Source organism: Morganella psychrotolerans (assembly GCF_001676155.1).
Taxonomy (GTDB): Bacteria; Pseudomonadota; Gammaproteobacteria; order Enterobacterales; family Enterobacteriaceae; genus Morganella; species Morganella psychrotolerans.
The window spans coordinates 1-24,960 of the sequence record NZ_LZEW01000003.1; the positions used below are offsets into that span (position 1 = coordinate 1).

General features: G+C 48.7%; 19 protein-coding genes and 4 pseudogenes. 4 read left to right on the forward strand and 19 right to left on the reverse strand.

Annotation, left to right across the window (positions count from 1 at the left end):
* Positions 1-373 precede the first annotated feature (373 nt).
* From hemG to pepQ, 4 genes and pseudogenes are all read right to left on the reverse strand, one after another.
* A pseudogene (gene hemG, locus AYY16_RS08740) lies at positions 374-899 on the reverse strand (menaquinone-dependent protoporphyrinogen IX dehydrogenase).
* Between the two features lie 12 nt (positions 900-911).
* Positions 912-2,364: pseudogene (gene trkH / locus AYY16_RS08745) on the reverse strand (Trk system potassium transporter TrkH).
* Between the two features lie 19 nt (positions 2,365-2,383).
* The gene (locus tag AYY16_RS08750; RefSeq protein ID WP_067365171.1) at positions 2,384-3,010 is read right to left on the reverse strand and encodes an IMPACT family protein; all 627 of its coding nucleotides are present in this window, start codon (positions 3,008-3,010) and stop codon (positions 2,384-2,386) included.
* Entirely contained in the window at positions 3,010-4,344 is a 1,335-nt protein-coding gene (pepQ, locus tag AYY16_RS08755; protein ID WP_067365174.1) for a Xaa-Pro dipeptidase, read from the reverse strand. Before pepQ ends, AYY16_RS08750 begins: the two co-directional genes overlap by 1 nt.
* A gap of 299 nt (positions 4,345-4,643) precedes the next feature.
* Between pepQ and fadB the strand changes: the two genes are divergently transcribed.
* Together fadB and fadA are read left to right on the forward strand one after the other, a co-directional pair.
* Positions 4,644-6,821 carry a fatty acid oxidation complex subunit alpha FadB gene (gene fadB / locus AYY16_RS08760; protein WP_067365177.1) on the forward strand — a complete coding sequence of 726 codons (2,178 nt, stop codon included), beginning with the start codon at positions 4,644-4,646 and terminating at the stop codon, positions 6,819-6,821.
* A gap of 7 nt (positions 6,822-6,828) precedes the next feature.
* Complete coding sequence (fadA, locus tag AYY16_RS08765; RefSeq protein ID WP_067365179.1) at positions 6,829-7,995, forward strand: acetyl-CoA C-acyltransferase FadA; 1,167 nt, start codon at positions 6,829-6,831, stop codon at positions 7,993-7,995.
* A 117-nt stretch (positions 7,996-8,112) separates the two neighbouring features.
* On the opposite strand, the gene fre is transcribed toward fadA, so the two are convergent.
* The 3 genes and pseudogenes from fre to pepE form a co-directional block, all read right to left on the reverse strand.
* Positions 8,113-8,814 (reverse strand): NAD(P)H-flavin reductase, encoded by a 702-nt coding sequence (fre, locus tag AYY16_RS08770; protein ID WP_067365182.1) that lies wholly within the window; start codon positions 8,812-8,814, stop codon positions 8,113-8,115.
* A gap of 8 nt (positions 8,815-8,822) precedes the next feature.
* Positions 8,823-10,295: a 4-hydroxy-3-polyprenylbenzoate decarboxylase gene (gene ubiD / locus AYY16_RS08775; RefSeq protein ID WP_067365184.1), complete on the reverse strand. Its 1,473-nt coding sequence runs from the start codon at positions 10,293-10,295 to the stop codon at positions 8,823-8,825.
* A gap of 76 nt (positions 10,296-10,371) precedes the next feature.
* A pseudogene (pepE, locus tag AYY16_RS08780) lies at positions 10,372-11,088 on the reverse strand (dipeptidase PepE); the annotation flags it as partial.
* A 217-nt stretch (positions 11,089-11,305) separates the two neighbouring features.
* Here pepE and rfaH point away from each other — a divergent pair.
* A complete protein-coding gene (gene rfaH, locus AYY16_RS08785) occupies positions 11,306-11,797 on the forward strand; it encodes a transcription/translation regulatory transformer protein RfaH (protein ID WP_067365295.1) in 492 nt (163 codons plus the stop codon).
* 76 nt (positions 11,798-11,873) lie between these two features.
* Here the strand turns inward: rfaH and tatC are convergent, their stop codons facing one another.
* The 11 genes and pseudogenes from tatC to metE all read right to left on the reverse strand — a co-directional run bounded on the left by tatC (position 11,874) and on the right by metE (position 23,102).
* On the reverse strand, positions 11,874-12,629 hold the full coding sequence (gene tatC / locus AYY16_RS08790; protein ID WP_067365187.1) for a Sec-independent protein translocase subunit TatC: 756 nt from the start codon (positions 12,627-12,629) through the stop codon (positions 11,874-11,876).
* 22 nt (positions 12,630-12,651) lie between these two features.
* Complete coding sequence (gene tatB / locus AYY16_RS08795; protein ID WP_067365190.1) at positions 12,652-13,188, reverse strand: Sec-independent protein translocase protein TatB; 537 nt, start codon at positions 13,186-13,188, stop codon at positions 12,652-12,654.
* Positions 13,189-13,191: 3 nt separating this feature from the next.
* Positions 13,192-13,471 (reverse strand): annotated as a pseudogene (tatA, locus tag AYY16_RS08800) (Sec-independent protein translocase subunit TatA).
* 105 nt (positions 13,472-13,576) lie between these two features.
* A complete protein-coding gene (gene ubiB, locus AYY16_RS08805) occupies positions 13,577-15,214 on the reverse strand; it encodes a ubiquinone biosynthesis regulatory protein kinase UbiB (RefSeq protein WP_067365193.1) in 1,638 nt (545 codons plus the stop codon).
* Positions 15,201-15,875 (reverse strand): ubiquinone biosynthesis accessory factor UbiJ, encoded by a 675-nt coding sequence (locus tag AYY16_RS08810; protein ID WP_067365196.1) that lies wholly within the window; start codon positions 15,873-15,875, stop codon positions 15,201-15,203. The genes ubiB and AYY16_RS08810 overlap by 14 nt, the downstream gene beginning before the upstream one ends.
* Position 15,876: 1 nt before the next feature.
* Entirely contained in the window at positions 15,877-16,632 is a 756-nt protein-coding gene (gene ubiE, locus AYY16_RS08815; protein ID WP_067365199.1) for a bifunctional demethylmenaquinone methyltransferase/2-methoxy-6-polyprenyl-1,4-benzoquinol methylase UbiE, read from the reverse strand.
* Between the two features lie 61 nt (positions 16,633-16,693).
* Entirely contained in the window at positions 16,694-18,118 is a 1,425-nt protein-coding gene (gene rmuC, locus AYY16_RS08820; protein WP_067365202.1) for a DNA recombination protein RmuC, read from the reverse strand.
* 138 nt (positions 18,119-18,256) lie between these two features.
* Positions 18,257-18,790 carry a DedA family protein gene (locus tag AYY16_RS08825; RefSeq protein WP_067365205.1) on the reverse strand — a complete coding sequence of 178 codons (534 nt, stop codon included), beginning with the start codon at positions 18,788-18,790 and terminating at the stop codon, positions 18,257-18,259.
* A 24-nt stretch (positions 18,791-18,814) separates the two neighbouring features.
* Positions 18,815-19,594: a tyrosine-protein phosphatase gene (locus tag AYY16_RS08830; protein WP_067365207.1), complete on the reverse strand. Its 780-nt coding sequence runs from the start codon at positions 19,592-19,594 to the stop codon at positions 18,815-18,817.
* Positions 19,595-19,909: 315 nt separating this feature from the next.
* Positions 19,910-20,665, reverse strand: a complete 756-nt coding sequence (gene udp, locus AYY16_RS08835) for a uridine phosphorylase (RefSeq protein WP_067365298.1) — start codon at positions 20,663-20,665, stop codon at positions 19,910-19,912.
* Between the two features lie 154 nt (positions 20,666-20,819).
* Positions 20,820-23,102, reverse strand: coding sequence for a 5-methyltetrahydropteroyltriglutamate--homocysteine S-methyltransferase (metE, locus tag AYY16_RS08840; RefSeq protein WP_067365210.1), 2,283 nt, complete (start codon positions 23,100-23,102; stop codon positions 20,820-20,822).
* Positions 23,103-23,211: 109 nt separating this feature from the next.
* Between metE and metR the strand changes: the two genes are divergently transcribed.
* The gene (gene metR / locus AYY16_RS08845; RefSeq protein WP_067365212.1) at positions 23,212-24,174 is read left to right on the forward strand and encodes an HTH-type transcriptional regulator MetR; all 963 of its coding nucleotides are present in this window, start codon (positions 23,212-23,214) and stop codon (positions 24,172-24,174) included.
* On the opposite strand, the gene AYY16_RS19695 is transcribed toward metR, so the two are convergent.
* Positions 24,059-24,958: a carboxylate/amino acid/amine transporter gene (locus AYY16_RS19695; RefSeq protein ID WP_082970666.1), complete on the reverse strand. Its 900-nt coding sequence runs from the start codon at positions 24,956-24,958 to the stop codon at positions 24,059-24,061. The genes metR and AYY16_RS19695 overlap by 116 nt on opposite strands.
* Positions 24,959-24,960 lie beyond the last annotated feature (2 nt).

Sequence of the window (24,960 nt, forward strand, 5' to 3'; positions counted from 1 at the left end):
CGAAGCTGCTGTTTTGGTCACTCTTCAAGACTTCTCAAAAATAATATTTTGCGATATGTCCTGTGAGTGCCCACACAGATTGTCTGATAAATTGTTAAAGAGCGTTGCAAACACACGCTGCCGTTGCCGGTCTTCTGCGTTGTTGCGAGGCTGCGTATATTACGCTTTTCACCTCTGAAGTCAAGCATTTGTTTTTCAACTTCCTGCTGTTCTTCTCACTGTCGGCGCGCTTGTCAGCGTGTTGTTCCGTGTCAGTGAGGGCGCATTATAGGGAGTTTCTGTCTGACCGCAAGGAGTAATTTCAATTTTTTTTCTGTTTGCAGAGAAATCACCCAATCCGGTTGTATTCCGGGCAAAAATACCGGGTTCTGGTTTAAATATGAGCAAACTCAGTTGCAAAGGCCTCAACCTGATCCCAATCTGTATACTCGATTTCTTTTGTAGTATCCGTTTCCCCTTTTGTCATCTTCATTATAAGACGGATCATTACGCGATCTAGCCAGCGATAACGGGGGTACAGCAGTGCTCCGGCAAATACAGCACTGACTGTCGGCTTCCATGGAGTCGCTTCCAGGAACTTGCGAACATACAGGTTTGTCTGTGGTGTTCGTTTTTCAGGTTTACGCGCTGTCAGATTTACGCCGAAGAATGCTGTTTTCATCTGATTCATTTGCGCAGCATGCAAATTCGCAAACCGGTTCAGAGCACGATTAAAATGTCCGTAACGGATAGATGCACCAACCAGTATCTTTTCATAGGGTGCCAAATTCAGTGCATGTCCTTCCTGTAAGGAGCGGACATCGCACTGCATTCCGGCCTTACGCAGATGTAAGGCAATCTGTGTGACAATTTTTTTTAGTTTGTCCGTCATGACTGGAGTAAAGCAACAAATACGACATGGAAAAACTCCGTTAATCACGCCAGAAGGTTGGCGTCAGCAAAACAAGTAAGGTAAAGACTTCCAAACGACCGAACAACATTGTCACAACGAGGATCCATTTCCCGGCAGGATTCAGTGTTGTGAAGTTTTCGCCTAATGTGCCAAGGCCCGGCCCGAGATTATTCAGTGTGGTCGCAATAGCAGAGAATGCAGAGAATTCATCAACACCTGTTGCGATAAGAAGCAGCATGCTGACAACAAAAACCAGTGCATAGGCCGAAAAAAAAGCCCCAGACTGCTTCAATAATCCGTTCCGGTAACGCCCTTCTGCCAAGCTTAATAGTATAAACAGCATTCGGATGAACCAGCCGCTTCAGTTCACGCGCTCCCTGCAGGAACAAGAGCATAATACGGATAACCTTCAGCCCGCCGCCGGTTGATCCTGCACATCCCCCTACAAAAGCTGCGCACAGAAGTAACATCGGCAAAAATAACGGCCACTTATAGAAGCTGTCTGTTGAGAACCCGGCAGTCGTCGCCATGGAGACTACCTGGAAAAAAGCCTGGTTGAGGGTTTGCCCCTCCGTAGCATAAACACCGAATCGCCATAAAACCAATGCGCAGATCACGACCAGCACAAACTGAATCGAGATAAACATCCTGAACTCAAGATCCCGCCAGTAAACACCCAGGCTTCGCCCGGTCAGTACCGCAAAGTGCAGACCATAGTTACAACCGGAGATCAGCAAGAATATGGCAATAATCGTATTAATTGCGGGACTGTTAAAATACCCGATGCTGGCATCGTGAGTTGAAAAACCGCCGATTGCGATCGTGGAAAAACTGTGTGAGATCGCATCAAAGACATCCATGCCGGCAAACCACAGTGCAATGGCACAAACGATGGTCAGGAAAACATAGATAAGCCAGAGTGTTTTCGCCGTTTCAGCAATTCTCGGCCGCATTTTGTTGTCTTTCAGCGGGCCGGGCATTTCTGCACGGTACAACTGCATCCCCCCGACACCTAAAAGCGGCAAAATAGCCACAGCCAGTACAATGATCCCCATCCCGCCAAGCCATTGCAGCATCTGGCGATAAAACAAAATCGCCTTGGGCAGAGTATCCAGCCCGACCAGCGTGGTCGCTCCCGTTGTGGTCAATCCTGAAAACGATTCAAAAAACGCATCTGTCACAGAAAGATTGGGACGTTCTGAAAATATAAACGGCAGTGCCCCGACACTCCCCAGCACAGTCCAGAAGAGAACAACAATCAGAAAACCTTCTTTCTGTTTTAATTCACTTTTATTATTCCGTGTCGGAATCCAAAGCAGTAACCCGATAATTAATGCTGTCAGAAACGTCTGGCTAAACGCTTTACCGGCGCCATCTTTATAAATAAGTGCCACGATCCCGGGAATGATCATGGTGACAGAGAACATAATGACAAGTAACCCGACAATACGGGTTATGGCACGAAAATGCATGCAGCAGTGTCCTTAGAAATCAATTTCCGGGAATGTCATCAAGACATGTCAGTTCGAGCATTCCCCGGCTCAGGTCACGTAATTTATCACCAACCTCACTCAGTAAGGTAGCGGGAATCGATATCCGTAACGTTACATCTGCACCAAAATCACTGGCAATGACGGTGCCTTCCACCTGGCGGACCAGAAGCTCTATCTGATTAATAAAGCTGTAATCACAGGTTATTTCACATAATATCTGTGGGACTTTCATTTTTGTTATCAATAACTTTAATGATTGCTGGACACCATTCCCGTATGCACGAACCAGCCCGCCCGTTCCCAATTTAATTCCGCCGAAATAGCGGACAACCACCGCCGTAATTTCGCCGATTTCACTACCGAGTAACTGAGCAATAATTGGCTTCCCTGCTGTTCCGGTTGGTTCTCCGTCATCAGAAAAGCCCAGTTTTTGTGAATCATCCGGGCGCCCTGCAACAAATGCCCAGCAATGGTGCCGGGCATCAGGGTACTCATCTTTAACAGACTGAATAAATTGCTTTGCGTCATCCACCCCGTCCGTGTGCTGCAACAGGGTGATAAAACGACTCTTTTTTATTTCTTCAGTAAACATGACCGGCTCAGCCGGGATAAGATACGATTTCATTACGACAGATTCAGATCCCGCGTCATATTTTCCACACTATTGTTATGGATAATAATATTATCTTCAATGCGGATCCCGCCGTATGGCTTAAACATTTCAATACGCTTCCAGTCAAAATGCTGGCTGAATGCACTTTCCCGCCACGGTGCCAGTAACGATTCAATAAAATAGAGCCCCGGTTCAATAGTCAATACCATGCGGGGTTCCAGGATACGGGTGCAGCGCAGGAAAGGATACATCTGTGGGGCTGCCAGGTGCTCACCCTGATCATTTTGCATAAATCCGGCGGCATCATGTACCTGTAAACCGAGAGGATGACCTAAACCGTGAGGTAAAAATGGCGTTGTCACACCTTCACTAACCATAGCCTCTTCAGACATTCCGTTAATAATCTTGTGTTTTTTCAGTAATTTTGCGATTCGGTGATGCATCTGAACATGGTAGTCCGTATAGCGAACCCCTGCTTTAATATTACCGATAAGCCCCTGCTGCTCATTATTAAGGTCATGAACCAACTGCGCAAAATCACTATCCGCCTTAGCCGCATAAGTACGGGTCAAATCCGCTGCATAACCATGATATTCCGCACCGGCATCAATTAAAAAACTGCGGCGCTCACGCGGGGGGCTTTTATTCAGTTTGGTGTAATGTAAAACAGCGGCATTTTCATTGATGGCAACAATATTATCGTAAGGAACATCAGTATCACGATGTCCGGTTGCCATCAGATACGCCATATTAATATCAAATTCACTCAGGTCGGATAAGAACGCCTCGTGCGCGGCCTGATGACCATTCACTGCCATTTTTTGTGCTTCACGCATACAAGCCAGTTCATAATCTGTCTTATATGAACGGTGAAACGCGAAATAATCCAGTACCGCTTTCGGGTTAATATTGTTGTCATTGATACCCAGGGATGCCGCACGCTCAATATTTGGTCCGATATACGCCGTATGGGTTTTATTCAGTGATACCAGGTGTTCTGCGATATCTCCGGCATTCTTCAGATGAATGATCTCTACATCGTTTGTCCAGAATGATGATGGTAATGCTTCAACACTATGCCAATAGTCAACAGGTGAATAAAACCATACTTTTGGTTTGTTCACGCCATCCGTCCACAGCCAGCAATGAGGGACATCCGTTACCGGCACCCATGCTTTAAAATGTACATTACTTTTAAAAGGATAATCACGGTCATCAAGAAATATTCTCAGTGGTTCACCGGAATGAATCAGTAACGAATCCAGTTTCTCACGCGCAAGAATATCCCGCGTACGTTGTAACAGAGTTGCGATGTGCTCACGGTAAAGAGATGCTGGTTTTTCCATGGGAAATGACCTTTTTTCATTATGATAGTGATAAAAGCTTAGCATGATCTCCGTGATCATGGATATGCCGACTATGACACGCCCTGTCAGAGCGTCAATCACTTCGCCCGAATCTTCGGCACATCACGAAAAATTATTGTTCTGTTTCTGTCTGATAAAACATTTACCGTGATCTTTAGCGCAAAAAACCATCATTTCGTTTGCTTTTATTAACAAAAAAAATCACAATTGCCTTAGCTGGTCATACCACATGTTATCTTCATTCTTCCCCGGTAATGATACTGATTAAGGAGAATCGTATGCTCTATCACAGTGAATCAATTAAGATTAGTTGGGAAAAAGAGGGAATTGCAAAACTTGTTTTTGATGCGCAGGATGCGATAAATAAGCTGGATACCCGTACGATTGCTTCATTACATGATGCCGTTGCCTGTCTTGAAAAAACAGAACATCTGAAAGGGCTTATCGTCACCTCATCAAAGGAAAGCTTTATCCTCGGTGCGGATATCACTGAGTTTATTGCGCTGTTTGATGCCCCGGAAGAACAGCTCGCCACCTGGCTGAATTTTGCTAATCAGTTATTTAACCGTCTGGAAGATCTCCCCGTGCCGACTGTTTCCGCACTGCGAAAATTTACACTTGGCGGAGGATGCGAATGTGCACTAACCACTGATTATCGCCTGGCAACAGAAGATTTACGTATCGGTCTGCCGGAAACCAAGCTTGGTATAATGCCGGGTTTCGGCGGATCTGTCCGCCTGCCACGGCTGGTTGGTTGTGATAATGCACTGGAACTCATTACGCAGGGAAAAACAGTTACCGCCTCTGAGGCCCTGAAACTCAGGCTGATTGACGGTATTGTTCCTGATACTGAACTGATAAGCAGTGCGCTGACACTGCTGGAACAGGCAATTTCCGGTTCTCTGAACTGGCACGCCAGGCGCCTGCAAAAAATATCGCCGTTACAACTCAGTCCGGCGGAGCAACAAATGAGCTTCATCCCGGCAAAAGGTCTGGTCCGGCAGAAAGCCGGAAAACACTATCCGGCACCGATGGCAGCAGTGAATGCTATTGAGGCCGGTGCAGGAATGTCCCGTGATGGCGCACTTACCTGTGAAGCGGCACACTTTATTCCTCTGACAAAAACATTAAGCGCGCGGGCACTGGTTTCTCTTTTTCTGAATGAGCAATATGTCAAAGGGATCACCCGCCGGCTGATAACCCGGCACGATGCGCCAAAACAAGCCGCCGTCATCGGTGCGGGGATCATGGGTGGAGGCATCGCTTATCAGTCTGCCTGTAATGGTATTCCTGCAATATTAAAAGATATTCAGCCGGCAGCGCTTCAGGCAGGCGTTGATGAAGCAACAAAACTACTGGAAAAGCAGTGTCAGAAAGGAAAACTGACATTGCCGCAAGCGGCGACGATACGGGCAGCTATCCGTCCTGTTCTGCAATACGACGGGATAAATGAATGCGATATTGTTGTTGAAGCCGTCATTGAAAATATATCCGTCAAACAGCAGGTACTTGCTGACGTTGAGCAGCAGGTCAGTACTGATTGTATTCTTACGTCAAATACATCCTCTATTCCGATAAACACACTGGCTCAGGTACTGAAACGTCCGGAAAATTTCTGCGGTATGCACTTTTTCAACCCGGTGCCAAAAATGCCGTTGGTCGAAGTAATCCGCGGAGAAAAAACATCAGACAGTACCATTGCCGCCGTTGTTCATTACGCCCACAAAATGGGGAAAACACCGGTTGTTGTCGGTGATTGTCCGGGATTTTTTATTAACCGGGTACTTTTTCCGTATCTGAATGCCTTTTCCCGGTTGGTGTCTGACGGTGCTGATATTCAGATAGTTGACCAGGTTATGGAACAGGAATTCGGCTGGCCGATGGGACCTGCGCTGCTGCTGGATGTTGTCGGGCTGGATACGGCAAGTCATGCACAGAAAGTCATGGCTGAAGGCTATCCGGATCGGATGACAGTATCATCACCGGATGTTATCAGCCTTCTGGCAGACCTGAAGCGACTCGGGCAAAAAAATCGTCTCGGGTTTTACCGACATATTGATGACGCTAAAGGACGGCTGCAAAAGCAGCCCGATGAACAGCTTGACTCTATACTCGCCCCTCTCGGGCGCACTCCCCGTACGTTTTCCGCAGACGATATTATTGACCGTCTGATGATCCCGATGGTGAATGAAGTCGTCCGCTGTTATGAAGAAGGTATTATCAACAGTCCGGCTGAAGCTGATTTGGCGCTGGTTTACGGGCTGGGATTCCCGCCGTTCCGGGGAGGTATTTTCCGTTATCTTGACGATACCGGTACGCGGACATTTTGTGAAAAAGCTGATCGCTTCCTGGCGCTCGGACAGCTCTACGCCGCACCTGACAGTTTGCGGGCACATGCTGTCAGTAACACATCCTATTATCCGCAGCCGGGTAGTAATCCGATTGAGAAACAGTGAGGTTTATATGGAAAAAGTCATGATAGTTGATGGTCTCCGCACCTCAATGGGGCGTTCAAAAAACGGAATTTTCCGGCATGTACGGGCAGAAAACCTCTCCGCTGAGGTGATGAATGCCATCATAAACCGCAATAATATCAATGCAGAAGATATCGATGACATTATCTGGGGCTGTGTACAGCAAACGGGGGAACAAGGTTTTAATATCGCCCGCAATGCTGCATTACTGACCGATATCCCGCAACATGTTCCTGCGGTAACAGTTAACCGACTGTGCGGCTCGTCCATGCAGGCACTGCATGATGCCGCACGGCTGATTCAGACTGGTGATGGTCGGTTAGCATTAGCCGGGGGGGTGGAACATATGGGTCATATCCCGATGACGCAGGGTATTGATTATAATCCCGCCTCGGCAATTCATACGGCTAAAGCATCCGGTATTATGGGACTGACAGCCGAAGTTCTGGCACGGCAATTCTCGATAAGCCGGCAGGCTCAGGATGAGTTTGCACTACGCTCACATCAGCGGGCTGCCCAGGCTTTCAGAGAACAAAAATTTTCCCGTGAAATTCATCCGGTATCCGGACATAACCCGGCGGGCATACCAATCGCCGCCGTGCGGGATGAAACCGTCCGCGAAAACAGTAATCTTGCCGAACTCGCCGCACTACGTCCGGTATTCGACCCGGTAAACGGCAGTGTGACGGCTGGTAATTCATCAGCAATCTCTGATGGTGCATCCGTTATGCTGCTTGCCGGTGAGCACTACGCACAAGAACAGGGATTAACACCCCGTGCAGTAGTCAGATCAATGAGCGTTGTCGGTTGTGAACCGGCGCTGATGGGATATGGTCCGGTTCCGGCGACACATCTTGCGCTGAAAAAAGCCGGACTGACACTGGATGATATTGCTGTCATTGAACTGAATGAAGCCTTTTCCGCACAAGCACTTGCCTGTCTGAAAGGACTCGGACTGGCAGAGAACTATGATGACAGAGTTAATCTTCACGGCGGGGCTATTGCACTCGGGCACCCGCTGGGCTGCTCCGGTACACGGATTATCACCTCACTGCTGACGGTCATGGAACAACAGGATGCGCAGTTCGGCCTGGCAACCATGTGTATTGGCTTCGGTCAGGGGATAGCGACCGTAATCGAACGACTCCCCGGCTGACAAGCAGACCGGAAACAAAAACGACCCGCCACAGTACAATGTGGTGAGTCGTTAAAAATATAAAATTCAGTCATTTTCCCGGCGGTTACTACCGCATTTCCGCTGTCAGGAATTTTTTTAAATAAACTCGAAAGCATCACCAAACAAGCGGTTAATATCAGCAGCACGCTCCTGACAAAAACGCTCACGGGCAATTTTTGCCATTTCAAAACGACCGGCAATATAGATATCTTTTCCTGCCAGCGATCCGAAATCATCGAGTACCGCACTGAGTACGGTACCGGTTCGTCCCCGCCATGATTCATCAGGCTGTTCAACAACCGGGATAATTTTCAGGTTAGGGTGTGTCTCTGCCAGAGACTGAAGTTCGCCGAGATCATAGAGATAGACATGTTCTCTTGCACCCCAGTAAAACGTAATATCACGCGCAGGATTTTCTTCCAGTGCCGCCAGCAAAACTGAGCGGGTGTAAGAAAAACCGGTTCCGCCTGCCACCAGCAACATCGGCGCCCGGCTATTTTCGCGAAACCATGCTTTTCCGTGTGGTAAATCGATCGTTACCTGACGGTTATCCAGGATCCTGTCCATTACCGCCATGGCATAAAGGTTAAATTCTGATGCGCCAATGTGCAGTTCGATTTCTTTCTGTGATGACGGTGCAGATGCCATAGAAAACGGGCGCTTATCCCGTTCATCCATGACCACCAGTAAATACTGACCGGCTTTAAATGAATAATCACCATCAGGTAATAATTTTATGCGGTATACCGTATCCGTTATAGATTCAACAGAGGTAACTTTGCAGTTTAGCGTTGCCATGTGCTCCCTCAATTATTGAGAATATTCAATTCATCCCATAAAGCGTCAACCCGTTGTCTGACTTCGTCGGTCATCACAATCGGTTTTCCCCACTCGCGCGAGCTTTCGCCGGGCCATTTATTTGTTGCATCCAACCCCATTTTTGAGCCCAGCCCTGATACCGGCGAAGCAAAATCAAGATAATCAATCGGGGTGTTTTCTATCATGACCGTATCACGCGCCGGGTCCATCCGGGTCGTAATCGCCCAAATTACATCATTCCAGTCGCGGGCATTGATATCATCATCGCAGACTATGACAAACTTAGTGTACATAAATTGCCGTAAATACGACCAAACTCCCATCATTACCCGCTTAGCGTGACCCGCATACTGTTTTTTCATGGTCACAACGGCCAGACGATAAGAACATCCTTCCGGCGGCAGATAGAAATCCACAATTTCAGGGAACTGTTTTTGTAAAATAGGCACCAGCACTTCGTTAAGTGCCACACCTAATGTTGCCGGTTCATCCGGCGGGCGCCCCGTGTAGGTCGAGTGATAGATGGGTGAATCCCGCTGTGTAATATGAGTGACAGTAAAGACCGGAAAATCATCAACTTCATTATAGTAACCCGTATGATCACCATAAGGTCCTTCAGGCGCCATTTCACCGGGTTCAATGTAACCTTCAAGAATGATTTCAGCACCCGCCGGGACTTCCAGATCATTGGAAATACATTTAACCACTTCTGATTTATTACCGCGCAGCAAACCGGCAAAAGCATACTCAGATAATGTATCCGGAACAGGCGTGACCGCACCAAGGATAGTCGCAGGGTCAGCACCCAATGCCACCGCAACAGGAAAACGTTCACCGGGATGCGCCTGACACCATTCCTGAAAATCCAGTGCGCCACCACGATGAGATAACCAGCGCATAATCAGTTTATTTTTCCCCAGCACCTGCTGGCGGTAAATACCGAGATTCTGCCGCTCTTTAAATGGCCCGCGGGTGACTGTCAGCCCCCAGGTAATCAGCGGTGCCGCGTCATCCGGCCAGCAATGCATAACCGGAATCTTTGTCAGGTCAACATCGTCCCCGGTGAACACATTCTCCTGGCAGGGCGCTGAACTCAGGCGTTTGGTCGGCATATTCAGTACCTGCTTAAACTTCGGCAGTTTGTCGATCAAATCCCGAAAACCTTTCGGCGGTTCAGGCTCTTTAAGAAACGCCAGTAATTTCCCGACATCACGCAGTGAATTGATATCCTCCTGCCCCATTCCCATTGCAACCCGCTTCGTCGTTCCGAACAAATTGCAGAGCACCGGCATTGAATACCCTTTCGGATTTTCAAACAGCAAAGCAGGACCACCCGCACGCAGTGTGCGATCCGCAATTTCTGTCATTTCGAGGTAAGGATCGACTTCTGTCCTGATCCGCTTCAGTTCGCCTTGTTTTTCCAGAATGGAGAGAAAATCTCTCAGGTCCCGATATTTCATTGTGTTATCAACCTGTCCGCAGCAGAGGAATGGGCTTCCATTATAGGAATCCCGCACACTGTTACAAGCACGCGAATTACAAACACTTAAATGGTACCCATTCCGTCAGTGCTTTCGTGTCAAATTGTTCAGGAAATGTTTTGTTGTGCTGAAAGATTTTAAACCCTTCATTTTTACCGCTGAAATACTGTAATTCATTGCCGGAAATATGCAGACCACTGCCTTCACGCAGCGCCACAACAATCTCTTGCGGATTGACGGCACAAAATTCAGCAATGCGCTCGTCACGGGTTTCACCCATGTGTCCGCTGATAGCCGCATCAATATAGTGAGGATTAATTTGTACAGGGAATAGCCCCAGAGACGGCATAATCACGCTGTTACGTACCGGCATATCATTTGTGGTTCTGATACTCGGCGTGGCGACATTGCACCCGGCACTCCAGCCGATATACGGAATATTTCGCTCGCGTACTGCACGCTGAATCGGCACAATCAGTCCGTTTTCATGCAGCATCTGATTCAGCAGCCAGGTATTTCCGCCGCTGACCAGAATACATTCTGCATTTTCTATCGCCTGAACAGCTGAATCAAAATGTTCGATACAGGTGACATCAATTCCCAGCGCATCAGACAATTCACGTGCGCGCTGGTCATGATCGCCGCGGATAACCGCATAGGCTATCAATACCGCCGAGCGGATCCCACGGGTATCGATCATCGCTTTGATCCGCTCCTGTGCATAACTAAGCCACTGAGGATTACCGGAAAGCTTGCCATTGCTGAGTAAAAAAAATGTTCATCAATATTACCTTTATTGTTCTGAATTTATAAATCTGCTACGTATTTTGCATATCCATTAAATGACACTATTTTATGGTGAAACGTAATTTGTATAAGGGTAGAAACTCATACTCATTTATCTTAAAGCATCATTTATTGCATAAATAGTAAAACAAATTTGTTATCATCTCAGCTATATATGTACACCATCTGTGTTGGATATGACAATGAAGGATTGGTATTTATTATACTGCAAACGCGGTCAGCTTCCGCGGGCAATGGAACATTTGCAGCGGCAACAGGTGGAATGTCTGACCCCTATGGCCAATATAGAAAAGGTAGTCCGGGGCAAGCGGATCATTGTGAATGAACCATTATTTCCGAATTATCTTTTTATCTCTTTTGAGCCGGAAATTATTCATACAACAACAATTAACTCAACTCGCGGTGTTAATCACTTTGTCCGGTTTGGTACATTACCGGCGGTTGTTCCTGCCTCATTAATTGATGAACTGAAACTTGCTGAATGCATCAATATGTCCGAGCAGGATGTTCCGCAACAGGGCGATATTGTTGAGATAACTGAAGGTATGTTCAAAGGGTTAGAGGCTATTTATCAGGAGCCTGACGGCGAAACCCGTTCTGTTCTTTTGCTGACGCTGATAAGTAAAGAGCTGACAAAAAAAGTGGATAATACCAGCTTTGTGAAGAAAGACTGATTTTACTGTCACTGCGGGCAGAAACAAAAAACCACCATGATGAATGGTGGTTTTTTGTTTTACATCGCTGTTTTAGTTACTCTTCAGCTTCTTCATCCTGTGGTGCTGTTTTATTTCTCGGCGCGTAGAAACGGGCAAAGAAAACACCAACCTCAAACAGAAGATACATCGGAATAGCCAGCAGTGTCTGTGAGAACACATCAGGTGGCGTCAGCAGCATTCCGACAACAAACGCACCAACCAGGATATAAGGGCGCTTCTGTTTTAATGATGCAACGGTTGTAGCACCACTCCAGCACAGCAAAATAATTGCAATCGGTACTTCAAAAGAGATCCCGAATGCCATAAAGAGCGCCATGACGAAACTCAGATAGTTATTAATATCTGTCGCAATGACCACATCGGCAGGTGCTGTGGATGTAAAAAACCCGAATGCCAGCGGGAAAACGACAAAGTAAGCAAACGCCATTCCCATATAGAATAAAACCGTACTAAAAAACAGTAACGGCATTAACAACCGGCGTTCGTGCCGGTACAGTGCCGGTGCAATAAAAGCCCAGACCTGATACAGAATGTACGGCGCTGAGATAAAAATAGAGACCATAATGGTCAGTTTTATCGGCGCGAGGAACGGTGATGCAACATCTGTTGCAATCATGTTCGAGCCTTGCGGCAATTTACTTACCAACGGCGATGATACCAGCTGATAGATATCATTTGAGAAATATGCCAGCGCAACAAAAACAACAAAGACCGCAATCAGAGCGTTGAGAATGCGCTTGCGTAATTCAATTAAATGAGTGATCAGCGGTTGCGTTTCTTCAACAGCCATAACATGCTTTTACCATAATCATTTAATGTTTCTGTGAATCTGACACCGGAGATACAGATAACGGTGTATGTTCCGTTTCATTTACCACCGGAGCCGGAGAAACCGGCACTTGCGCATCAGGTATCTTCGTCAGTGTCACCGGAGCAGGGCTATCCGCAGACGGTTTGTCAGCAGAAGGTGACGGCGCTGAATTAATCGCAGAAAGATCGAGTTCCCTGTCAGCCAGGGCTTCCGGATCAAGCTGTTTTTTCAGAGAATCCACCGGCTCCAGATAAGATCGGCGCAGTGTATCCGCAGCCCCTTTCAGCTCATCCATCGACGCCTTCAATTCAGGTGAAATAATGGTACCGGCCTGCTCTTCCATCTTCTTCAGATTATCCTGCAATTCCTGAAGTTTCAGTTCCTGGGTAAGCTCATTCTGCACATTGGCAGCCATTGAGCGTAAAACACGAACCCAGCCGGCGACTGTTTTCACAGCAACCGGAAGGCGTTCCGGCCCCAGAACAACAAGCCCGATGACCATTACTAAAATCAGTTCACCAAAACCGATGTCAAACACGGGTTATACCTGCTCTTTGTTTTTATTCTCAGACTGTTCAGACGAGTCAGCTTTCTTTTCAGCGATATTTTTTTTGTTCAAAATCAGCGTCTTTACTGGCCGTCGTATTTTCTGTTTTGTCTGTTTTGTCTGTTTTGTTCTGATCTTCATCACCAATGGCTTTTTTAAAGCCCTTGATTGAAGCCCCTAAATCAGAACCCAGTGAACGAAGTTTGTTGGTTCCGAACAGGAGAACAACAATTACAGCAATAATTAACAATTGCCAAATATTAATACCAGCCATTAGTTTTACCTCAATTTGATATGGACTTGCTACCTTCATTATATACAACGACAGGTATATACGGAAATACGCAACACCTGTTGAAACTTTGTTTTAACTCAATCTTTACTTCATTTTACCTGATTGCCACCATCCTGTTACCCAACTCACAGCACCAAAGGACATCAGAACCCAGGGTGCACGCGGAGCGCCGGCAAGATAAAACAGGCTTGCACAGATAAATAAGGTTGCGCCGACACCGAGAGCAAAATTGACTTTCCGTTGTGTCGCCTGCTGTTGTTTCATCTGCTCAGTCAGCCGTTCAACGCCTGACAACAAACGGCGCTGCTGCCTGAGACTGTCATACACCAATTCAGGTAACTCAGGAAGTTTTTCAGCCCAGAAAGGTGCTTTCTCTTTTATCCCTCGGATCACGGCTTTAATGCCAATCTGACTTTTCAGCCATGACTCCAGGAACGGTTTTGCTGTTTTCCACAAATCCAGCTGCGGATAAAGCTGACGTCCCAGACCTTCGACATACAGCAGTGTTTTCTGCAATAAAACCAACTGTGGCTGTACTTCCATATTAAACCGGCGGGCGGTATTAAACAGGTTCAGCAGAACATGTCCGAATGAAATTTCCGCCAGCGGTTTTTCAAAAATCGGTTCACAGACAGTACGGATGGCAAATTCAAAATCTTCAACATTCGTATCCGGCGGAACCCAGCCGGAATCGACATGTAATTCAGCCACTTTCCGGTAATCGCGGTTAAAAAAGGCGATAAAATTTTCAGCCAGATAGCGCTTATCTTCTTTATTCAGTGAGCCGACAATGCCACAGTCGATACCGATATACTGCGGATCGTCCGGATGCTCCCGACTGACAAAAATATTGCCCGGATGCATATCCGCATGGAAAAAACTGTCACGAAATACCTGGGTAAAAAAGACCTGTACGCCACGTTCGGCTAACAGCTTCATATTAGTCCCCTGCGCATTCAGTGCGGCAATATCAGAGACAGGGATCCCGTAGATCCGTTCCATCACCAGCACATTTTCACGGCAGAGATCCGGATACACTTCCGGAATATACAGCATCGGGCTGTTTTCAAAGTTGCGCCGCAGCTGAATCGCATTTGCCGCTTCACGTTGCAGATTCAGTTCATCCAGCAGCGTTTTTTCATATTCACGCACTACTTCTTTCGGGCGCAGGCGCCGTCCGTCCGGTAACAGCGGGATCATCCCTGCCAGCCGGTACATCAGATGAATATCGGCCTGTATAACCGGCAGAATATCAGGGCGGATCACTTTAAGGACGACTGCCTGCCCGTTTTCTTTCAGAACGGCAGTATGCACCTGGGCTATCGAGGCTGATGCCAGAGGAGTGATATCGAAATCATCAAACCAGGTTTCAACCGGCCCTTCCATCGCATCTTCAATTGTTTTCTTTGCCAGCGCACCATCAAAAGGCGACACACGATCCTGCAACTGAGCCAGTTGGTCAGCAATGGCAGGCGGAAACAGATCCCGGCGGGTAGAAAGCATCTGCCCGAATTTGATCCAGACCGGCCCCAGTTCCTGTAATGCAAGGCGCAGGCGTTCACCTAATGCCTTGTCTTTATGCTTATTCGGCATCCAGAAAAGTGAGCGGCGCCAGAGGCGGATAGCCCAACTCAGCCGGTTTTTCGGGACGAGTTCATCCAGACCGTAAGCAAGGAGAGTACGGATAATAAAATAAAGGCGTTTAATCTCACTCGGTCTCATGCCCTGTTCCTGCTCTCTTTTTCAGACGGGAAAGCCGCGCATCAAGTTCTGCGGCGGCTTGTGCCGCTGAGGACACTTCATCACAGAAATGAGCGGCTTCCAGTGCCGACGGTGCTAATGCCCATTCGCGGGTCACCGCACCTGACAGATAATCTTTCTGACGACAAACTGCGTTGCGGATAAACTGCCCGCCTTTCGCGGCAATCTGTGTCAGTGTTTGTGCAACAACATCACCCAGATACGGTGCAAGATAATGTGCAGGGTCCCACTCAGCCATATCCAGCAATGCTGAAAAATGCTGAATAACCTGCATATCTCCGTCAATAGTGACATCACCACTGCGGATCAGCGCTGAAAGCTGTTGTTTATCTCTCAGTTTCAGAAGGGTTACAAACCGGGTTTGCAGCACACAGTCTGCCGAACCTTCCCAACGGGAGATAACATCCAGCTGTTTTTCACTGAAAATCAGTGTGAATTGCATTTCCGGCTCAGTCAGCCGGAGAGCCAGCGTTTTCCCTGTCAGCCGGACACGAGCCTGTTTCAGGACAGCTTCCCGGTAAAGAAGCTGATTCAGTACGGTTTCCAGAAAGCCGGCAATGACAGGATAAAGCGCGTGCGGACTGACGGAAGACGGTGCGTTTTCAGCAAACGTATCAGTCATATCAGAATTTGAACCCTTTATGCAGTGCGACAATACCGCCGGTCATGTTGGTATAGGACACCTGTTCAAAACCGGCATTTTCCATCATCCCTTTCAGCGTGCCCTGATCGGGGTGCATGCGGATAGATTCGGCCAGATAACGATAGCTTTCGGCATCATTTACAACCGCCTGTCCGATGCGCGGCAGAATATGGAATGAGTAGGCGTCATATACTTTGCTCAGCGGCTCAATAACCGGTTTGGAAAATTCCAGCACCAGCAGGCGCCCGCCCGGTTTTAATACGCGGAACATAGAACGCAGTGCTTTATCTTTATCCGTGACATTGCGCAGCCCGAACGAGATGATAATGCAGTTGAAGTAATCATCCGGGAACGGCAGTTCTTCTGCATTGGCCTGAACATAATTGACGTTACCGATAATCCCGTTATTACGCAGTTTTTCGCGGCCCATTTTCAGCATGGAATCATTGATATCCGCGAGAACAACCTGTCCGGTTTCACCGACCATACGGGAGAATTTTGCGGTAAAATCACCGGTTCCCCCGGCCAGATCAAGCACCCGCTGACCACGGCGCACACCACTGGCATCTATGGTAAAACGCTTCCAGATACGATGGATGCCGAAAGACATCAGGTCATTCATCAGGTCATATTTTGCAGCAACAGAATGAAAGACGTTTGCCACCATACCTTCTTTTTCGCTCTTGTTAACAGTGCGAAAACCAAAATCGATTTTATCCCGGGATTGCTCTTCCATTCTTTATATTGCCTGTTTTGCCTGTGCACACGGTTTAATAATCGCAAAAGTGTATCAGCCTTTACCGCAAAACCCTATGCGCATTGTGTTGTTCTGCGAAATTAGCCGGATCTCCGGAGGACGCATACTGCTGCGTTTCCTGCTCTTCACTCAGCCGTGCTTTTTTTACCAGATTTTCATCCAGCGGGCGTTTTACTTCCACTCCCAGTTCACGGAAATTTTCTGCCTGTAGCAGTAGATTCCCCCTGCCGGTGGTCAGTTTTTTCATCGCGTCATGATAGGTGCCCTGTGCTTTATCCAGGGCGCTGCCGATACCCTCCATCTCCTCAACAAACAGCCGGAGTTTGTCATATAACCGGGCAGCACGCTGCGCGATGGCCTGACTGTTTTCATTCTGATGTTCATAGCGCCAGAGATTGGATATTGTCCGCAATGCCACCAGCAGTGTCGACGGGCTGACTAACATAATGTTACTTCTCAGCGCATCATCCAACAGTGTGCTCTCCTGCCCGATCGCTGCCAGAAACGCAGGTTCGACAGGGATAAACATCAGCACATAATCCAGTGAATTTATCCCGTTCAAATCCTGGTACGCTTTGTGGCTCAGCCCGCGAATATGCTGGCGGACAGAGTTAATGTGCTCCGTCAGTGCTGCTCTGCGGGCATCTTCTGTATCACTGTTAAAATAGCGCTCGTAAGCAACCAGCGAGACTTTTGCATCCACAATAACCTGTTTATTCTGCGGCAGATAAATCACCACATCCGGCTGATAACGGTTTTGCTGCTCACTTTTCAGATTTACCTGGGTGGCAAATTCATGACCTTCGCGCAGACCGGAAGCTTCAAGGATACGGGCGAGAATGGTTTCCCCCCAGTTTCCCTGCATTTTATTGTCCCCTTTCAGGGCATTGGTGAGATTCACAGCTTCCTGTGCCATATGCAGATTCAGCTGTTGCAGGCGCTGGATCTCATGAGTCAGCGTATGCCGTTCACGGCTTTCCTGGCTGTAGCTCTCCTGTACCTGACGATTGAAATTATCCAGTTGTTCACGAAAAGGGTGCAGAAGCAGGGAGAGGCTCTGCCGGTTCAGTTCATCTGTCCGGCGGCCGTTTTGTTCAAAAATACGGGCGGCAAGATTTTCAAACTGGGTATTCAGGCGTTGTTCGCTGTTCAGCAGCAGGCGCTGTTTTTCTTCTGCCGCCAGACGGCTCTCTTCCAGCCGGGTGCTCAGTTCACGGATTTCAGCTTCCTGTTGCGCACTGATATTGCGGGCATTTTGTAATGCCTGTTCACTTTGCTCATGTGACTGCTGCCAGTACACAGCCTGACGCCTGGTTTCTTCCAGTACCGCAAGCTGCCCGGTATTTTCATTCAGTATGCGGTTTTTTTCTGCCAGCCGCTGTTGCAGACTGAACCAGACAATACCGCCGCCCAGCAGAACCCCACTTAAAATACCGATAAAACCATAAAGCCACTGAATATCCACGATGGCTGTCTCCTCTGCGTATAACTTACGCCGCTTACGGTAAAATACCACTGTACAGATGTCCACCCTATTTTATCAGGTAGACTATTTTTTCGGCGCGTCACGCAAAAACGGATGTAAACCGATGAAAACGGAGAATTATGTGCCCATCAGTTTTGCTATCCAGTGCAGTCCGAACGCCCCGGGGGCTAATAATCCGAACGCCCAGACCATAGCGGAAAGCAGATTGGCTATCTGAAAATAGCGCTGAGGCATAGCACAAATCCCCGCCACCAGTGGGATCACAGCACGGAGAGGACCAAAAAAACGTCCGATAAATACGCCCCATACACCCCATTTTTCAAAGAACTGATGCCCTTTGACCAGCGTTTGCGGGGATCGGGATATCGGCCACATTTTACGGACACCATCTTTATAATAGTAACCGACGTAATAGGAGATCCAGTCGCCGAAAAACGCACCGGAGGCCGCCATCAGCCAGACTGACCAGAAGCCCAGCCCGCCTTCACCAATCAGTGCGCCGACCCCCAGCAGGATCACGGTTGCCGGAAACAGCAGAGAGAGAAACGCGAGAGATTCACCGAACGCCAGCACAAAAATGACCGGTAACGCCCAGTACTCGTGCTCACGGACAAACGCGGTCACGATAGTAATAATGTCAGTCAGTGTCAGAAAAACCCCCTTTCCCTGCGGGTATTATTCGAGGAAGTGGTTGCGGATTTTATCACGGACCGCCGTTGTCAGACCGATGTCTTTCGCAAGCCAGGTATCAATGCTGCCATAATTCGCGTGAATGCTTTTGAGTGCCGTATTCAGGAAATCAGTCTGAACAGAGTACACATAGGCGAATTTTTCCACCACATCGTCCGGCATGGTTTTTGCGTGTTCAGATAACAGTTCATCGCGGTACGGTGCCAGGGTGTCATTGGTCAGCAGGTAATCTTCCATCACCATGTCAGTATCCGCACCCAGCGCAAACAGTACCAGCGCAGAGCCGACACCTGTTCTGTCTTTACCAACGGCACAGTGCTGCACAATACCGCCTTTTTCCGGCTGACGCAGCATGTTGCCGAGTGCATGGTAAGCGGGGTTGTTCAGTGGCAGCAGCTCATACAGGCGCAGCATAAAGGCTTTCGGATCAAATTCAGTCAATGCGTCGTCACCGAGTTTCTCGAGGTTAGCATCCACTTCTTTTGACATCGGATTTGCCGGGGCGTTAGTGTACAACGCGCCATTCCACAAGCGATCCGGTTTATCCGTGATTTCACCGCGATCACGGTAATCGAGGATCTGAAATAAATTCTGTTCCGTCAGGCGGGTTAAGTCATTGTCACTCAGGCGATCCAAAGCCCCTGCGCGATACAGAAGTCCCGGTTTAATTTTGCTGCCGTCCGGCAGAACTTTGCCACCCAAATCACGGAAATTGATCCCGCCGTCAAGCGGCAGTACCGACGGATGTAGTGTTTGTCTGGTCATTAATTCCTCTTTATACCCTTATTCATTCAAACCGCAGATTCGTTGGCTGCACTCAGCCAGCCAGGTCACATACTGATGTATGCTCCCCGTCTATCTTCCTTTGCCGCCTGCCTGCATCTTGAATGATGTTGGCTATATACCCTTATTCATTCAAACCGCAGGTTCGTTAGCTGCATCCTGAATGACGTTGGCTATACCATTATTATCAGTGTGATCAGAGCAATTACTTTATCAGATTTGCATTATGAAAGATGAATAAAAAACCGCAGCCCCGGAAAGACCGGAGATGCGGCAGATTGACTGAAAGCTGGCTGATTAAATAAGATGACGGGCGGCTGCCACCACGATATCCAGGGTGTTTGCTTCCGTTTTCTTCATCCGCGCTTCATCAGGAATTTCCTGCTGAGTGCGGTTGACGATAACCCCTGCGACCATCCCGGCGCGCAGCCCCTGGCTGGCACACATGGTCAGCAATGTGGCTGATTCCATTTCAAAATTCATCACGCCCATTTCCTGCCACTCTTGCATCGAGCCTTTGAAACGGCGGGTTACACGACCACTGAAGGTGTCATAGCGCTCCTGACCCGGATAGAAGGTATCGGAAGAGGCGGTTACACCAATATGCACAGTTGCGTTTGCGGCTTTCGCGGCATTAACCAGCGCGGTGGTACATTCAAAGTCCGCCACCGCAGGGAATTCCATCGGTGCAAAGTGCAGGCTCGCGCCATCAAGACGCACAGCAGCTGTCGTGACTAGGACATCTCCGACATTAATATTTTCCTGAATCGCCCCGGTGGTGCCGATACGCAGGAAGGTGCGGATCCCCAGTTGCGCCAGTTCTTCCACCGCAATAGAGGTTGAAGGGCCGCCGATACCGGTTGAGCAGACAATCACGGCTTTGCCGTCAATCTCGCCGCGCCATGAGGTAAATTCACGCAGGGAAGCGAGGTGAACAGGGTTGTCCATCAGGCGGGCAATTTTTTCAACCCGGTTAGGATCGCCCGGCACGATAGCCAGTGTTGCACCTTGTAAGTCACCTTTGGTCAAACCTAAATGAAACACATCAGCCATCCTGAACTCCTTATTGAAAAAATGATTATTAAACACACTGTAACGTGCTGTCGCATGTAATTTAGTGATTATTATCACCACTTTGAAATTCAAAAATGAATCAATTACATAAAAACGTGACATAAATCACTAAATTACAGTGTGTAACCTATCATTAAGTATAGTCCGGATTTGCCCGCAGGCGGCGCGCTGCTTCCACCATGTTTGCCAGGGCTTTGCGGGTTTCATCCCAGCCACGGGTTTTCAGACCACAGTCTGGGTTGACCCACAGGCGCTCAACGGCAATTTTATCCGCCGCTTTGCGCAACAATGCTTCCATCCATTCCACTTCCGGGACATTCGGTGAGTGAATGTCATAAACACCCGGTCCAATCTCATTCGGATAGTCAAAATCTTCAAATACTTCCAGCAGTTCCATATCGGAGCGTGATGTTTCGATAGTGATCACATCCGCATCCAGCGCAGCAATTGAGTCCATAATGTCATTGAATTCGCAGTAACACATGTGGGTGTGGATCTGGGTATCATTATCTGCAACTGAGGCATTCAGACGGAATGCATCCACCGCCCACGTCAGATAATCCGCCCATTCTGCGCGGCGCAGCGGCAAGCCTTCGCGCAGTGCCGGTTCGTCGATCTGAATAATGCCGATCCCCGCTTTCTGCAGGTCATCCACTTCATCACGCAGTGCCAGCGCAATCTGTTTGGCGATAGTTTCACGGCTGATATCTTCACGCGGGAATGACCAGCACAGAATGGTGATAGGTCCGGTTAACATGCCTTTTACCGGTTTGCTGGTGAGGGATTGTGCATAAGTCGCCCATTCGACGGTGATTGGCTCCGGACGGCTGATATCACCGATGATTACCGGCGGTTTAACACAGCGGGAGCCATAGCTCTGTACCCAGCCGTTTTGAGTGAAAACGTAGCCGTCGAGATGCTCCCCGAAGTATTCCACCATGTCATTGCGCTCGGCTTCGCCGTGTACCAGCACATCCAGCCCGAGCCGTTCCTGCTCATTAATTGCCTGCTTAATATGTTCTGAGATATTAGTGCGGTAGAACGCTTTATCGATATTCCCTTTTTTGAAATTCAGCCGCAGCCCGCGAATTTCCGTGGTTTGCGGGAAAGAGCCGATGGTAGTTGTCGGCCACAGCGGCAGATTAAAACGACTGCGCTGGGCTTTTGCCCGCGCTTCATAAGGCGCATCACGCTCACTGTCCCGGGCTGTGATGGCTGCCAGACGTGCTGCCACATCCGCATTATGCACACGTTTTGAGTAACGCCGCGCTGTGATTGGCGCACTGTACGTATCCAGTGCGGCAATATCATTCGCTGAACCACTGTTGACTGCGCGGGTCAGCAGTGCCAGTTCCTCACATTTTTGCTGTGCGAATGCAAACCAGCTTTTTACTTCTTCATCTAATTTTGTCTCTTCGCGCAGATCAATCGGGCTGTGCAGCAGAGAGCAGGAGGTGCCGATCCACAAATCCCGCTTGCCGGTGATCGCCTGCACTGAATCATATTTAGCACGGAGATCCGTACGCCATACATTGCGCCCGTTAATCAGTCCCAGAGAGAGCAGCCAGTCTGCCGGTAATGCATTATGGATAGCCTGAATATCATCATTGCCCGCAATAAAATCGACATGCAGCCCCTGCACTGGCAGTTCGCGGATTAGTGGTAAGTGATGACTGACACTGTCAAAATAGGTGGTCAGGAGTAATTTACTGTGTCCCTGTAATGCATCGTATGCCGTACGATAAGCATCCTGCCACTCTTTTGGCAAATCCAGCACCAGTGCGGGTTCATCAACCTGAACCCATTCAATACCGCGCTCTGCCAGTTTTACCAGCACCGTTTTATAGGCTGCTAACAGTGACGGCAGTAATGATAGGCGGTCAAATGATGCACCTTTCACTTTCCCCAACCACAGATAGGTTACCGGTCCGAGCAGTACCGGCTTGATATTAAAGCCCTGCGCCAGTGCTTCATCCACTTCGTCAAACAGTTGCTGCCAACTGACACTGAAGGTTTGCCCGCGCTGAAATTCCGGCACAATATAGTGATAATTGGTGTTAAACCATTTGGTCATTTCTGATGCGGCTGCCGGTTCGCCGGTTGGCGCACGACCACGGGCGATACGGAACAAGGTATCAAGGTCAATCTGACCATCCGCACTTGCATGACGCGGCGGTACATTGCCGAACAGCAGACTGGTACCCAGCACATGGTCATACCATGCGAAATCTCCCACAGGCAATAATTCAACTCCTGCCTCTTTTTGCTGCTGCCAGTGACGCAGACGCAGTTCCCGCCCAGTTTCGTGTAATTCTTCCTGTGAAACTTGTCCTGCCCAATAACTCTCAAGTGCTTTTTTCAGCTCTCTTTTCAAGCCGATACGCGGAAAACCCAGTGTGTGATTATGTGTTGTCATAAAAAAAAATCCCCGTCATTTAGCCATCCAGATGTTTACACATCCATAATCAGCGGGTACTGTATAAGAAACAAGCGCAGATTATTCATTGCTAACCTGAAGGTTTCTCATGATAGAAATAAAACACTTAAAAACGATTCAGGCTCTGAATCAGTCCGGCTCACTGGCGGGTGCAGCAAATGCGCTGCATCAGACACAATCCGCCCTTTCTCATCAGTTCAGTGAACTGGAGCACCGGCTGGGCTTCCGGATTTTTATCCGCAAAACACAGCCTCTGCAATTTACGCCTCAGGGACAGGTACTGTTACAGCTTGCCGGACAGATATTGCCGCTGGTTAAAGATGCTATCCGGGAATGCAATGAACCGGGGCTGAGCGCACTGCGGGTCGCGATTGAGTGCCACAGTTGTATTCAGTGGCTGACACCTGCGCTGGCGAATTTCCGCGAGAACTGGCCGCAGATTAATGTGGATTTCACCTCAGGAGTCAGTTTTGATCCGCAGCCGGAACTGCTCAAACGGGAGCTGGATGTGGTGCTCACCTCTGATATTGATGAGCAGCACAACGGTAAACTGACTTACACGCCGCTGTTTGATTATGAGGTGAAGCTGGTGGTCGCACCGGAGCACCCGCTGGCACAGCGCCTGATTATCCAGCCACAGGATCTGGGAAGTGACACGCTGCTGATATACCCGGTACAGCGCCAGCGCTTTGATATCTGGCGGCGCTTCCTGCAACCGGCGGGCGTGTCTCCGCAGGTAAAAACGGTGGATAACACACTGTTGCTGATTCAGATGGTTGCCGCACGGATGGGGATCGCTGCACTGCCGCACTGGGCGGTAGAGAATTTTGAAAAACAGGGGCTGGTGGTGACAAAAACCTTAGGGGACGGATTGTGGAGCCGGCTGTATGCCGCAAACCGCAGCGGAGAACAGCGCCAGCCGGCTATTGAGTCATTTATTCGTTGTGCGCGTCAGCACGCGGTGGACAATCTGCCTTTTGTAAAGACGGCTTCAGTATCCATACCCGGTGTACCCACAGCGATGCAACAATCAGGCTTGCACCTATGCTGAACGTGAGCCAGTCAGGATGCTGCTGCCATATGGCAAAGTTAACCAATAACCCCGCCGGAACCATCATGTTATTCATGATAGCGAGAGTTCCGGCGTCAACCTGAGTGGCACCGTAGTTCCACATAAAGTAACCGATACCGGATGCGCCGATCCCCAGCCACAGCAGAACACCCCACTGTAACTGTGTTGACGGCATTTTGGCGAAATTCCCAAACAGCAACCAGCCCGCCAGCGCCACCACACACGCGCCGAGATAGAACCACGAAAATGCCGTACGCTGCACCAGCGGATGAACTTCCATCAGCCGTTTATACCCCACCTGCCCGACAGCAAAGAAAATATTCGCCAGCTGAACCAGGATCAGTCCTTTCCAGAATGAATCACTGAGATGATCATAGCGGATAACCGCCGCACCAATCACCGCCAGCAGTGAGCTGAACACATAGCCCCAACGCAGCCCGCGCCGCTCAAGCAGATCGTAAATCAGCGTCACATAGAGTGGAGTCAGTACCGTGAACAGCAGAAATTCAGCGACTGTCAGATAGTTATAGGCATGAAAAACAAACAGATACATAATGCCGAGCTGACATGCGCCCACTGCCATATAGAGCAGAATGACTTTCGGGGCAATGCCGCGCCAGCGCAGAAACGGCAGGAAAATCACTGCCGCCAGCGATACACGGACTAATACAGAGAACCAACTATCAACCTGACCGGCGAGATATTCGCCAATCAGGCTGAATGATGCGGCCCATAAAATGGTGGTAATAATCAGTAACGGCATCG